Source organism: Allorhizobium ampelinum S4, from assembly GCF_000016285.1.
GTDB lineage: Bacteria > Pseudomonadota > Alphaproteobacteria > Rhizobiales > Rhizobiaceae > Allorhizobium > Allorhizobium ampelinum.
Genome location: NC_011989.1, coordinates 1,663,585 through 1,677,119, shown reverse-complemented (window position 1 = coordinate 1,677,119; position 13,535 = coordinate 1,663,585). Strand labels below are relative to the sequence as shown.

The following is a 13,535-nucleotide window of genomic DNA, read 5'->3' as shown; positions in this document are numbered from 1 at the left end:
TAGACTGCGGCGATGCTTAGGCGGTCGCCGGAAAATATCGCACATAGGCGAATTCCTGACCGTCCGGCGACCAGCTTGGCACATTGATCGTCCCCTGCCCGCCAAATAGTTCGAACAGGGTTTCAACATTGCCGCCGTCCATGTCCATCAGGCGCATGCGCACATGGAGATCGCGTGGGTGGTCGAACACATCGGCGTCATAGGAAATGAACACCAACTTGCGGTTATTGGGGCATGGATGCGGAAACCAGTCGCCCTGCCCGTCATCGGTCAGGCGCTGCACATCCCTGCCATCCGGGCGAATACGCCAGATCTGCATCGTGCCGCTGCGGCTGGAGTTAAAATAAATCCATTCCCCATCCGCCGACCAGTCCGGCCCATCATTGCGGCCTTCGCCATGGGTAAGGCGCTGCTCGTCGCTGCCATCAACCGAGATCGTATAGATGTCGAAGACCTGGTCACGGATACCGCAATAGCAGACCCGTTGGCCATCCGGCGACCAGCCATGCCAGTAGGAGGGCAGGTTTTCGGTGATCTGGATCGGCGTGCCGCCTTTGGCTGGCAGGATGTAGAGGCAGGTTTTGCCGTGCTCCACCTTGTCGCAGATCGCCAGCCATTGGCCATCCGGCGAAAGCCCGTGGTCATTGTTGCATTGGGTGGCAAAGCCGGTGTCGATCTTTTCCGGCACCGACTGCCCGACCAGAGGCAGGCGATACATCAACCCGTCATCATTGAAGATCAGGAACTGGCCATCTCGCGACCAGTTCGGCGCCTCCACCAGCCGTTCCGTTTGCCAGACAATACGGCTCTGCCGGGTCTCGATGTTGTAGATCTCCACAGAGCTTCGCATCAGCACTCTACCTATCTCGGAACCGATTGGTGATCGGATAGCGCCGGTCGCGGCCAAAGTTCTTCTTGGTAATCTTCACGCCCGGAGCTGACTGGCGGCGCTTGTATTCGGCCAGATAAAGCAGATGTTCAACACGATGCACAGTGGCGATATCATGGCCACGGCCCAAAATCTCGTCCACCGACATTTCCTTTTCCACCAGGCATTCCAAGATGTCATCCAGCACCGGATAGGGCGGCAGACTGTCCTGGTCCTTCTGGTCGGGGCGCAGTTCTGCGGATGGCGCCTTGGCGATGATGTTGGCCGGAATGACCTCCCCCGCAGGTCCCAACGCACCCACTGGCACATGCGCATTGCGCCAGGCAGACAGCGCATAGACCTGCATCTTGTAGAGGTCCTTGATGGGATTGAAGCCGCCGTTCATGTCGCCATAGAGCGTCGCATAGCCCACCGACATTTCCGACTTATTGCCCGTCGTCACCACCATCGAGCCGAACTTGTTCGATACCGCCATCAGGATGGTGCCACGGGTGCGGCTTTGCAGGTTTTCCTCGGTAATGCCGCTTTCCGTGCCTTCAAACATATCGGCGAGGCTGGCAAGGAAGCCCTCCACCGGCTCTGAAATCGGCACGATGTCATAATGGCAGCCAAGCGCCTTGGCGCAATCGGCAGCATCCTTGAAGCTTTCCTCGGATGTGTAGCGATAGGGCAGCATGATGGTGCGCACCCGCTCATGCCCCAGGGCATCCACAGCCATTGCCGCACAAATCGCCGAATCGATGCCACCGGACAGGCCGAGAACCACGCTCTTGAAGCCGTTTTTGTTCACGTAATCGCGAAAGCCCAACATGCAGGCCCGGTAATCCGCCTCTTCGCCTTCGGGGATAGCTGAGACCTCGCCGGGCGCACAGCGCCAGCCATCGGCTTCCCGCGTCCAGGTGGTCAGCACGATGCTTTCCTCGAACTGCGGCATCTGGAAAGCCAGCGTCTTGTCGGCATTGAAGCAGAAGCTGGCACCATCAAACACCAGTTCGTCCTGGCCGCCAACCTGATTGGCGAAGACCAGCGGCAAGCCGCTTTCGATCACCTGGCGCAGAACGACCTGATACCGAACCTCAAGCTTGCCGTGATAATAGGGCGACCCATTGGGAACCAGCAGAATTTCCGCACCGCTTTCGGCCAGCGTCTCGCAAACGCCGAGATCGTTCCAGATTTCCTCGCAGATCGGAACGCCCAGCCGGACACCCCGGAAGTTCACCGGTCCCGGCATATCGCCTTCGACAAACACCCGCTTCTCATCAAATTCGCCGTAATTGGGCAGGTCGATCTTGTCGCGCAGACCGAGGATTTTGCCGCCGTCGATGATCGCCACCGAATTGTGTCGGCCTTTATCGCCCTGGCGGGGAAAGCCGATGATGACGCCCGGCCCGCCATCGGCGGTATCGGCGGCCAGTTCCTCCACAGCCGCCTTGCAGGCCTGAAGAAAGGCGGGTTTCAGCACCAAATCTTCCGGCGGATAGCCGGAAATGAACAGCTCGGACAGCAACAGAAGATCAGCCCCCAGCGAGGCCGCCTTGGCGCGGGCGGTGCGGGCAAGGCTGAGATTGCCAACCACATCGCCCACGGTCGGATTGAACTGAGCCACGGCAATGCGCAGCGTTTCGGGTCTTTGGACTATGTCGCTCATGGCTCAAGGTTTAACCCGGCCGTCGGTGGACTGCAACGGCCCAAAACACCCTGCTGAAACGAAAAATTGTGCGTTCCTGTTTCCTCAAAAGAGCATGGAGGGCGCGGCTCTATTGCCGGAAACAAACCGAGAAGATGGATTTTCGCCGCACGTCCCACCTGATATAATTGACAGCAAGGGTCATCTTGCTCGCGTGAATGCCAATCAAATATGCTTGAAACTATTTCGAAATATTCAAGTTCTCGAGGGGCTGCACCGTCCCTGATATCGGCAGGAGAATACCAAAGACAGTTTGTTAAACAGGAATTTTTATTCCCATATATTTTATGGGACAAAGCACGTATGTTTTGAGCATGCTCGTTGCATCGGCATCGCAATGAAAATACAAGGTAGCATGATGATCTTGGATGAAGATTAACCGGAAGTTTCCTGGCTTACCGCTATTCTTGTTACCATAGAGCGTTCACTAACAGTCTGTTCAAGAATTGCTGCTGGCCTGGCAAAAATGGTGATTTCGAGAACCGGAACGGAGCGTACTTAATTTACGTGAGTACCGGAAGCGCAGAAAGTGCCATTTGCAGACGGCCAGCGGCAATTCTTGGATAGACTGTAAGACAGCCGTCAAAAAACACCTATTGCTCTTTCGTCATTGTCGGGTTCAACACAGATGTTGTCATCTCCGCGTTCACAAATCTCATCCCCATCCCTTCTAAGCCGTGAGGCAATCGCTGCTCATCCGGCTTTTCCGGAAATCGAGCGGGAAATCGCCCGGCACCTGATCGGGATACATCTTAAGACACCGCGCCTTTCACGCCTCAAGGCCTGTCACCGCAAATGGTTGATGTCGCATTCCATGTATGCACTCGCCTTGCAACGTGTGCCAGAAGATCCTCTGTCGGGCCTGACGGCCTCTCGCTTCATGGACGTGGCTATGCAATTGGGCGCGGCAAGCCGCAATACCGCAGCGTCATTTCTGGCCGAACTGTCCGCCTATAAATTTATCGAGGAAATAGAAAACCCAGCCGATCGGCGAATGCGCATCCTGGTCCCAACGGCAGCAACCGAGGCAGCAATGATCTCCTGGTTTCTGGGCCATCTGGATTGCCTTGACCGGCTGGACGATGGAGGCCGCCGCGCGCTGGCCGATGCCAATCCGCTTATTTTCAGGATTGCCCAGCCGATGATCGCCCAGGCTTTGGTGGTGGACCCCGATTGGCGCATACCGCGCGAGACGATTGCTCCGTTTCTCAACTCGGACATGGGTGGCATGGTGCTGCACGGCATGATCAGCCAGATCCCGGATCATGCCGATGCCGATGGGCTCTATCGGCTGGGACCCATCAGCCTCGCCGCGCTTGGAGAGACCTATCTGATCTCGATCACCAACCTGAAGCGGATGTTCAAGAAGCCGCAGGAAGAAGAACTGCTGGGCTGGGAATTGCCCCGCCGCCGCGGCAATGTCTGGCTGTCACAGCGTTTTGTCGATGATTACTTCCATTGGCAATCGACAAAGTTCGAAGCCATCAACACTGCCTTTTGGAACGCTGCCGCACAGGTCAACGTTTTGACGCCGCATCAAACCGAACAAACGAGAGCTGACTTGTCCCAAGCCGAAAAGGCCAGAGCGGACTTCAAAGTGTTTTCTTGATATTCCAGCGGTCGTGATACCAGAGCCACTGCTCCGGATATTCGCGTACCCAGCTCTCGACCTTGTCGTTCAGCATTTGCGCGGTCGCCTGGACATCGACCCGGCCTTGACCATCCTTGGGTATGTCCACCTTAGGCTCGATTTCCAGCCGGTAGCGATTGCCGGGCAGACGAATGCAGCGGGCCGGATAGATATCGCAGCCGAACTGTCGCACCAGCTTAGCCAGTAGCGGATTGGTGCGCACTTCGCTGCCAAAAAACGTCGTGGGCTGGCCCTTTTTGAACTTCTGGTCGACCAGCACCCCAACCCCCTTGCCTGCCTCCAACTGGCGCGCCAGATGAAAGGACGAACCGGCATGGGAGGGCACGAGATTGCCCATCCGCGCCCGGCGGAAATCGAACACCATCTCGGCAATGTATGGATTGTTGGGCGGGCGAAACAGCACCGTTACATAAAGGCCGAAGGCAGCGCCCGCCACCGGCAGCATTTCGAAATTGCCGGTATGGCCGGTAAAAACGATGAACGGGCGCGGATTTTCCAACAGGTCCATAAAGATCGGAATGCCGGAAACCTCGACGCGGCCCTTTCCCAGCTTGTCCGGGTCGAAATCGAACAACTCGTCCAGAAACACATATTCGGCGATCTGCCGGCCCATATTGCCCCAGGCAGCCAGCGCGACGGTCTCGATTTCCGCCTCGGATTTTTCCGGAAAGGCATTGCGCAGATTGGTCAGCATCAACCGATGGCGCTTCAGCTTCGGCCCGATAAAACGCACCAGCCGATCGGCACCATTCAAGGCTTTATCGGCAGGAAACAGTTTCAGCAGCGTCAGCAGCACCAGGATGAGCTTGGCCACCAGCCATTGCGGAAATCTCCGCAGGCCCAGCACGACCTTTGTCAGAACCCGACGAAGCATGATCAATCCATTTTCAGGATGATTTTGCCAAAGATCTGGCGGCTTTCCATCCGGGTCAGCGCCACATCGATGTCCTCGAATGTCACCTGCGTATCGATAACAGGATGAACGAGGCCGCGAGCCATTTTCTGCATGGCATTGGCCATGTTTTCCATCCGGCAGCCAAACGAGCCGAGCAGTTTCAATTGTTGCTGGAACAACATCATCAGGTTCAGGTCGGTCGAAACGCCGGAGGTCGAGCCACAGGTCACAAGGCGCCCGCCGCGCTTCATGCACAGCATGGAGCCAGCCCAGGTATCCTTGCCGACATGTTCGAACACCACGTCAACGCCCTTCTTCTTGGTCAGCTTGCGTACCACGCCTTCAAACCGGTCCGTGCGGTAATTGATGACATGATCGGCGCCAAGCGCCCGCGCCCGTTCAATCTTGTCGTCCGAGCCGACGGTGGTGATCACGGTGCAGCCGATCTTCTTGGCCAGCTGTATAGCCGCAGTACCGATGCCGGAGCCGCCAGCATGGACGAGAATGGTTTCACCCGGCTCGAGCTTGGCATTGTCGAATAGCATGTGTTCAACGGTGCCGAAGGTGACTGGCGCAAGCGCTGCGGCGATGGCATCGACGCCCGGAGGTGCCGGCACCAGCAGACGGGCCGGAATATTGATCTTTTCCTGAGCAAAGCCGTCGAGGTGGAAGCCATGCACACCGCCAACATGTTCGCAGAGATTGTCGCGGCCATCACGGCAGGGCTTGCAGAGACCGCAGGTGCGCGCGCCATAGACCGCCGCCAGCTGGCCGGGCAGAATATTGCCGACGCCGGGGCCGATAGCCTCGACCACGCCGGAGGCTTCCGCACCGATCACCAGCGGCATCTTGCGCTTGGCAAAGGCCATGCCACGCCAGCCCCATACATCGATATGGTTCAGCGCCACTGCCTTGACGCGTAGCGTCACTTCACCCGGACCGGGCGCATCCGGCTCCGGCAGGTCGGTGATTTCAAGCTTACGGTCTTCGATCAATTGCAATGCGCGCATGGCTATCTTCCTTCGCCCGAGGGCTTATCTTCTTGTCTTTCCTGTCCCGGTGAAGACCGGGCCGGGTGAAGCCTTATCAGGCAGGTTCAAGGGTCATGACAAGGCTGGCATTCTGCCCGCCGAAACCGAAACTATTGGACAGCACAGCCGAAACCTGTGCGTCGCGCTTGACGTTCGGCACCACATCCAGCTCCACAGTCGGATCGGGATTGGTATAGTTGATGGTCGGCGGCAGGGTGCCGGTTAGCATGGTCTGGATCGAGAACACCGCCTCAACCGCGCCGGCTGCCGTCAGCGTGTGGCCAATCATCGACTTGTTGGACGAGACCGGAATCTGGTCCTTCAACCGCTCACCGAACACCGACAGCATGGCACCATATTCCATCTTGTCATTTTCCGGCGTCGAGGTGCCATGGGCATTGATATAGCCGATACCGTCATCGGAAAGACCTGCATCTTCAAGTGCTGCGCGAATGGTGGCAATGGCCGGGCCGCCATCCGGTGAGGAACGAGTGCGGTGGAAATGGTCGGCCTTTTCGCCACAGCCCTTCATGATGCCGAGCACCTTCGCGCCACGGGCAATGGCGGCTTCCAGCGATTCCAGCACCAGCGTTGCGGCACCTTCGGCGATCACAAAACCATCGCGGTCCTTGCTGAAGGGCTTCGATGCCTTTTCCGGCGGATCGTTCTGGGTGGACAGCGCCGAGAGCAGCGCGAAACGGATCAGCGCCTCGGCACCGACGGAACCATCGGTCGCCACCGTCAGCGCCCGGTCCGTGCGGCCCTGGCGAATGGCCTCGACGCCAAGTTGGATGGCCGTCGCGCCCGAAGCACAGGCCGTAGACAGCGTCACAGGCAGACCGCGTGTGCCGAACCGGTCGGCGAGACGCTCGGAAATCGAGCCGAACTGCACGGCCTCCAGAAACACTGGATCAGCCTCGGCGCGCATGGCAGCCAGCAGCCGCTGATAGGCATGGCCCTCGGCGGTTTCCGCAGGCGCGCGTTCGGCGAGCGCAAAGCGGTCGTCCCATTCCGGCTCGACCGGTGGGGCAGCCAGAAACAGCGGACCTTCGAAATCGCCGGACAGGCCAGCCTGGGCCAGCGCCTCGATGGTGGTTTCCCGTGCCATGGCATAGGAGCGCTCTACGGCATTTATGGCCGGAATATCGATGAAGTCCACAGTGCCGCTGATGCGGGTATTGAGGCCCTCAGTCGGGAACCGGGTGATCTTGTGGATGCCGGATACGCCACCGGTCAGCTTTGCCCAATTGTCGGCAAGCCCTTGACCGAGCGAGGTGATGACGCCCATGCCGGTGACGGCGATGATCGGACGACCGAGATGATCCTTGAAACGGGACTCGAAACCGGATTGTGTCATATCTCTCTCCTCACGCCTCAGCCGACAAATGGGCCATGCCTTCGCCACGGACGTAACCCACCGTGGTGACAATGGCCTGGCGTGCCGGTTTGGTCATCGCCGCTTCGCCGGTAGGATCGAAAGCCGGGACAATGGTTTCTCCATCAAGCGCCAGCGCCGCCAGCGCCAACCCCAGCGGAAACTGCGCTTCCAGCCCGTGGCCTGTTATGCCAGCGAAACCGCGAATGGCCGCACCTGGAAAGGCTTTTTCAAGCGCGGTCTTTTCCCGGGCAGAAATCTCATGCATGCCGCTCGCACCCGACAGGACCAGCGCATCTGCGCCAATATCCTTGCCGACAGAACCTGCCATGCGGCTCAAACGCTTTTCCAACCCGTCATTGGCGCGCTGGCCACGGTCGCCCTCGATGGCGTCAAGCACGGCGTAGATATGGGCGCCTCGTGCCTCGGCATAGGCGCGCTGTTCCAGAACCAGAAAAGCGCCGACTGTGCCGAGAATCATGCCGCCGCCTTCGCCGGACTGGCGCTGCCAAAGTGGCTTCCAGGGGCCGGTCGTATGGGCCTGAATGCCCTCCACCAGCAGAAAAATATCATCACGATCAGCCACGAACGCGCCACCCACCAGAGAATGGGTGGATTGACCGGCGCGAATGCGCGCAAACGCGGTCTCGATGGCAGAAATTCCGGCCGCCTCTTCGCCCATAAAGGTGCGCGAGGACCCGGTAACCTTGTGGACAATGGAAATATTACCGGCCATCAGGTTGGAGAGCTGGGCCAGAAACAGGGTCGGGCGCAGCTCAGTCGTCAGCTTTTCATTCACCAACTGGGCGCGGTCATTGCGCTTCAAGCCTTCATTGACGATCAGCGTATCGACATTGATGTCACGCTCGCCGCCACCGGCTGCCACGATCATGTCCATCGTGGCGCAGGCCTGCACATCATCCTTCAGCCCGGCATCGTCGAGCGCCAGACCGGCGGCATAGACGCCCAGCCGCTGCCAGTTTTCCATCTGCCGCTGGTCGCCGCGCTTGGCGATCTGGGTCGACCAGTCGATCTGCGGCATCGGATGAATGGGGTAAGGCGCAAATTTTTCCACCTCGACCGGAGGCACAGCTGCCGTTCCCGCAGACAGAAGCGCAAGATGCGGCTCCTTGCCGGTTCCGTGGCAGCTGACAATGCCAATGCCGGTGATCACCACATCGTTGGGCGTCTTATGCATGTCTATAACCTCTTCAGCAATGCCGGGCGATCAGCGCCAGCACTGCGACATACCGTCCATTCCCAGGTCCGAGCCGGAAAGCTCCAAGGCCTGCAAGGGCCGCCATGCCCTACTCCGACAGACGGCTTTACGCAATAAGGCCGCGCACAAAAGCCGCGGCCTTATTGACGAAACTTTAAAGATCTCACTTAGAACCCGCCAGGTTCTTGTTGAACCAGACAGATTCCAACTCTCTTTAGTTTGAGTTTGTCTTTTCAGGAAAATCGGAGTCCAAATTTCCCTGATAAACTCTATCCCGCAGCAGCAATCGCCGCCATCAGGCCGATCTGTTCGGCGCGGCTGCGAACGATATCGCCCAGCGGCACTTCGTCAAAAGACATGGTGCGCAGCTTCAGCTGGCAATCCGCCACTTTCTTGCCGGCAGAGGTGATCTTCGCCTTGGTGACGGCAAAGCCGGACCCTTCGTGCTCCAGATGCGCCTCGATATCGAGAACTGCATTCGGTTCGACAAAGCTGCGCATCTTGGCACCGTCTACCGACATGAGGAATGGCATCGAGGCAAACTTCGTCACCGCCAGCACCAGCAGGCCCGACGCCTGCGCCATGGTTTCGATCAACAGAACGCCGGGCACCAAAGGCATGCCCGGAAAATGGCCCTCGAAGACGGGGCTATTTTCCGGCACCACCGATTGGGCCTTCAAGGTCAGGGCAGACAGATCCACCGTCTCGACCTTGTCGATCATCTGGAAATATTCCAGCAGCATTCACAGATCTCCCGGCAATGGCAGTGGCAATCCTGAGCAAATCAAGCCTGGCCTGAGCAAATCAAGCCTTGGCCCGAACGGATCAAGCCTTGGCGGCCCTAAGTTCGTCGATCTTGGAGCAGAGGTTCTTAAGCACGAAATATTCTTCCGTGGAAACTTTGCCCTCATTGACGTCCTGGGTCCACTGTTCGAGCGGAATCTTGATGCCGAATTCCTTGTCGATCGCGAAAACGATGTCGAGGAAATCGAGGCTGTCGATTCCCAGGTCATCAATCGTATGGCTCTCAGGAGTGATGGTTTCCCGATCGATCTCGCTGGTCTCAGCAATAATGTCGGCAACTTTGTCAAATGTAGCGGTCACGCCAATTATCCTTCAGAATTTCAAATTCAGCGTCCCACATAGGCAAAACTCGGGCAAAAGCCAATGGCCTGTTTTACGCGCCCGCAGCAAAAATGCAGACCTATTCCTCAAACAGCAATGGAATGACGGGCCTTACCGCTGGAAAAGTAGCAATCGAACGTGGCCGCAATGCTGCGGGCAAAGAGCCGCCCGGTGGGAGTCAGAGTAAAACACTCCCGGTCGATCCGGCAGAGATCGTCACCGTTGGAAGCCGTGAATATCTTGGCTTCTGCGATCACATCCTCGGCGACATCAGGAAAAGCCTGACGGATATCGGCAAAGGAAAAGCCGAACTCGCACATGATCTGCTCGATGACAGCGGCACGCACTCGGTCATCGCCGCTCAGAGCAATGCCTCGTGTCGCGGCAAGCCCGTTTTCGCTGACAAGACGCTGATATTCTCCAGTCGCGGGCATGTTCTGTACATAGCCTTGCGGCAGTTGGCTGATCGAAGAGGCGCCAAGTCCAATCAACGCATCGGCGCCGTCAGTCGTATAACCCTGAAAATTACGCCGCAGCCGTTTCTGCCGTGCCGCGACAGCCAGACTATCCTCGGGCAATGCAAAATGGTCGATGCCAATGGCATCATAGCCAGCCTCCACCAGCATGGCAGAGGCCCGCACCATCTGTTCATAGCGCATGACGATATCAGGCAAGGCGCTCTCGGGAATCAGCGTTTGATGCTTTTTCATCCAGGGGACATGAGCATAGCCGAATAACGCAATCCGATCCGGCTTCAACGATACGATATCGAGGACAGTTTTCTCCAGACTTTCGAGGGTCTGATAAGGAAGACCATAGAGAATATCGCAATTGACCGAGGTGGCGCCGCGCAGACGCACCTGTTCAACCACTGATTTAGTCTGTTCGAAGGTTTGGAGACGGTTGATCGCCTTCTGAACCACCGGGTCGAAATCCTGAACACCTAGGCTTGCCCGCGTCAAACCAATGGATGCAAGCGCATCATATCGAGCTTCGTCGAGATCGTTCGGGTCCATCTCCACGCTGATTTCCGCATCATCGGCAAATGTAAAATTTGCCCGAAGCCGGTCAATCAGCGCCACCATGTCCTGCGGGCGCAGCATGGTGGGAGAGCCACCGCCAAGATGCACAGCAGTCACCACTGCTTCGCGACCGACGAACCTGGCGGTATTTTCGACCTCTCTGAAAAGCGCAGTAAGATAAGCGGTTATCGGCTCATACTTTAGTGTATGTTTGGTATGGCAGGCGCAAAACCAGCAAAGCCTGTCGCAGTAGGGGATATGAATATAAAGAGAGATCGTCTGCCCCTGCCCCAACAGCGATAACCACTGCGCATAATTGCCACAGTCAACACCGGTATGAAAATGCGGCGCCGTCGGATAACTCGTGTAGCGCGGAACGGCGGCGGCATATTTTGAGAGAAGCGCTTTGGCTGGCATGAACTGAGGCCTTGTCGAGTGGCGGTTGGACTGAACAAATAATCGGTTTCAACGGAACGGACTTTGACTTCGATCAATTTCTTGATAGTCTCGTTCAGGTAGAAACTCCTCATGGGAGCGCGACGGAAAATTCGGCGGCTTTAGATGCGTGTCTGCTGCATCACCGTTTCTGCGTGGCCTGTGTCGTTTTTGAACTTTTGTCGGCGCCCTACGGCGCGCAATTGCACAATGACGAACTGTTCGACCGAACCTAGGCGTCACAAGCACGTGCGACGCTACGTGTACGCGCGACTTCACATGTATGGGGCAGACAATGGACATGCATAGTCTTAAAAGCAGCATCAGCGGCGCGGAAACGCCTGCTGTTTGCAGTGAATGCGAAGCCAGGCATGGCGGAGTATGCGCCTCCCTTTCGATTCTTCAATTGATCGAGCTCAACCGTATCTCGACAAAGCGCCATATCGAAGCGGGCGGCGAAGTGATCGGCCAGGGAGAGCAGATCTCCAGCTATAGCAATATCGTCAAGGGCGTGGTCAAGCTGTCGAAAATGATGGCGGATGGCCGCCAACAGATCGTTGGCCTGCAATTTGCCCCCGATTTCATGGGGCGCCCGTTCCTGAAGGAAAGCAGTTTGACAGCTGAGGCCGCGACCGACGCGGAAATCTGCGCCTTTCCCCGTGCTGTCATCGACCGGCTGGTGGCCGATGCTCCTGACTTCGAGCGCAAGCTGCACGAACAGTCCCTGAAGGAGTTGGATGAAGCGCGCGAATGGATGCTGACGCTGGGCCGCAAAACGGCGCAGGAAAAAGTGGCAAGCTTTCTCCATCTGATCGCCACCCATATCGACCCGATGCAGCCGTTCAGCAAGAGCTTCGACCTGCCGCTGTCACGCGCTGATATTGCCGATTTCCTCGGCCTGACCATTGAAACCGTCAGCCGGCAGATGACCAAACTGCGCAAGGAGGGCATTATCGTCATCGAAAACAACCGCCATGTTATCGTGCCCGACCGTCGCAAGCTGCGCGAGGCGGCTGGCTCCGATTGAGCCGCCTATCGTTCTGTCATGGCCCTGAAAATCCTGCGCTACCCTCATCCGCTTCTAGCGAAACCTTGCCAGACCGTGACGGCGTTTGACGACAGGCTGATCAGTTTTGCCGATGCATTATACAATGCAATGCGCGCCGCACCCGGCGTCGGCATTACCGCTGCGCATGTGGGCGAGCTGATGCGCCTGGTCATCCTCGATCTGCCCGAATTGGGTGGACGGCGTGATTACGTCAATCCTGAAATCCTCTCCTTTTCTCAAAACACTCTGGATCATGATGAAGGGAGTGTCTGCATGCCGGGCATGACCGAGACCGTGACGCGGCCGCGCCAGATTACCCTTCGCTACCAGTCGCTGGACGGTACGGTTCGCGAGGAGGAGCTTCAGGACTTTGCCGCCATCTGCATGCAGCATGAAATCGACCAGCTCGACGGCCTGTTCTGGATCCAGCGGCTTTCCCGCCTGAAACGCGATCGGTTGCTGAAAAAATGGCAAAAGGCCGCATTGTCCCAACCATGATCGTCACATGCGGCGTCTGACACCCGGATGGCCTGGAATCCCCGGACTACCGGGGATGATATGAACCAAATCAATCCTGAAACGTTTATCCAAAAGAAAAAACCAGGAGAACGTGTGATGATTTATGCCAAGCATGGAAACGCTGCATCCACCGAAGACGAATTGCGGGACCTGGAAGAGCGCGATATCAACGACGGCTGGCCTTATTCCGATACACCGGCAGCAGCCTCGGACGCGCCGGAAAATCGTGCTTACGGAGAGACCGCTGGTAATTTCGACCGTGATACCAATGGCGGCTACCGAATCGATACGGTCGAGGCCGATGGTGAAGAAAAGCCATTGAAGGACGGTTTGAGCCCCGCCACCATCGGTCGTGAAGACAGCGATGACATTGAAAGCCGCATTGCCGAGCGGTTCGAGGCAGTCGATGACATGGTGCTCGACAACATCGAAATCAGCGTCGATGGCCATACGGCAACTTTGAGCGGCATGGTTGATACCAATGAAGAACTGCGGATGGCGTCGCGTTTGGCACTCAGCGTTCCCGGTGTTCGTCATGTCATCAACGAGATCGAAGCCATGGGGGTCGATGCCCATCAGCCCGACGAGGACTGATGGTGCTTGTTATGCCGAGGGTTGGAAGCGCTCTTGCATGATTGT

The 13,535-nt window shown here is 57.5% G+C and carries 13 protein-coding genes; 4 read left to right on the top strand and 9 right to left on the bottom strand.

Going from position 1 to position 13,535, the window contains the following annotated elements:
* Window positions 1–16: 16 nt before the first annotated feature.
* Together AVI_RS07980 and AVI_RS07975 are read right to left on the bottom strand one after the other, a co-directional pair.
* Window positions 17–850, bottom strand: coding sequence for a TolB family protein (locus tag AVI_RS07980; protein WP_015915875.1), 834 nt, complete (start codon window positions 848–850; stop codon window positions 17–19).
* A 7-nt stretch (window positions 851–857) separates the two neighbouring features.
* Window positions 858–2,537, bottom strand: a complete 1,680-nt coding sequence (locus AVI_RS07975) for an NAD+ synthase (protein ID WP_015915874.1) — start codon at window positions 2,535–2,537, stop codon at window positions 858–860.
* 841 nt (window positions 2,538–3,378) lie between these two features.
* On the opposite strand from AVI_RS07975, the gene AVI_RS07970 reads away from it, so the two are divergent.
* Window positions 3,379–4,185: a hypothetical protein gene (locus tag AVI_RS07970; protein ID WP_234617895.1), complete on the top strand. Its 807-nt coding sequence runs from the start codon at window positions 3,379–3,381 to the stop codon at window positions 4,183–4,185.
* Here AVI_RS07970 and AVI_RS07965 read toward each other — a convergent pair.
* The 7 genes from AVI_RS07965 to hemN form a co-directional block, all read right to left on the bottom strand.
* On the bottom strand, window positions 4,169–5,101 hold the full coding sequence (locus tag AVI_RS07965) for a lipid A biosynthesis lauroyl acyltransferase (protein WP_015915872.1): 933 nt from the start codon (window positions 5,099–5,101) through the stop codon (window positions 4,169–4,171). The two genes, AVI_RS07970 and AVI_RS07965, sit on opposite strands and share 17 nt — an antisense overlap.
* 2 nt (window positions 5,102–5,103) lie before the next feature.
* Window positions 5,104–6,132 carry a zinc-binding dehydrogenase gene (locus AVI_RS07960; protein ID WP_015915871.1) on the bottom strand — a complete coding sequence of 343 codons (1,029 nt, stop codon included), beginning with the start codon at window positions 6,130–6,132 and terminating at the stop codon, window positions 5,104–5,106.
* Between the two features lie 76 nt (window positions 6,133–6,208).
* A complete protein-coding gene (locus AVI_RS07955) occupies window positions 6,209–7,510 on the bottom strand; it encodes a beta-ketoacyl-ACP synthase (RefSeq protein WP_015915870.1) in 1,302 nt (433 codons plus the stop codon).
* A gap of 10 nt (window positions 7,511–7,520) precedes the next feature.
* On the bottom strand, window positions 7,521–8,726 hold the full coding sequence (locus AVI_RS07950) for a beta-ketoacyl-ACP synthase (protein ID WP_015915869.1): 1,206 nt from the start codon (window positions 8,724–8,726) through the stop codon (window positions 7,521–7,523).
* Window positions 8,727–9,016: 290 nt separating this feature from the next.
* Window positions 9,017–9,490, bottom strand: a complete 474-nt coding sequence (locus tag AVI_RS07945; RefSeq protein ID WP_015915868.1) for a 3-hydroxyacyl-ACP dehydratase FabZ family protein — start codon at window positions 9,488–9,490, stop codon at window positions 9,017–9,019.
* A gap of 82 nt (window positions 9,491–9,572) precedes the next feature.
* Window positions 9,573–9,851 (bottom strand): acyl carrier protein, encoded by a 279-nt coding sequence (locus tag AVI_RS07940; RefSeq protein WP_015915867.1) that lies wholly within the window; start codon window positions 9,849–9,851, stop codon window positions 9,573–9,575.
* A 107-nt stretch (window positions 9,852–9,958) separates the two neighbouring features.
* A complete protein-coding gene (gene hemN, locus AVI_RS07935) occupies window positions 9,959–11,311 on the bottom strand; it encodes an oxygen-independent coproporphyrinogen III oxidase (RefSeq protein WP_015915866.1) in 1,353 nt (450 codons plus the stop codon).
* Window positions 11,312–11,630: 319 nt separating this feature from the next.
* On the opposite strand from hemN, the gene AVI_RS07930 reads away from it, so the two are divergent.
* From AVI_RS07930 to AVI_RS07920, 3 genes are all read left to right on the top strand, one after another.
* Window positions 11,631–12,356, top strand: a complete 726-nt coding sequence (locus tag AVI_RS07930) for a Crp/Fnr family transcriptional regulator (protein WP_015915865.1) — start codon at window positions 11,631–11,633, stop codon at window positions 12,354–12,356.
* 18 nt (window positions 12,357–12,374) lie between these two features.
* The gene (locus AVI_RS07925) at window positions 12,375–12,875 is read left to right on the top strand and encodes a peptide deformylase (RefSeq protein WP_015915864.1); all 501 of its coding nucleotides are present in this window, start codon (window positions 12,375–12,377) and stop codon (window positions 12,873–12,875) included.
* A 117-nt stretch (window positions 12,876–12,992) separates the two neighbouring features.
* A complete protein-coding gene (locus AVI_RS07920) occupies window positions 12,993–13,490 on the top strand; it encodes a BON domain-containing protein (protein WP_041697911.1) in 498 nt (165 codons plus the stop codon).
* Window positions 13,491–13,535: the final 45 nt, after the last annotated feature.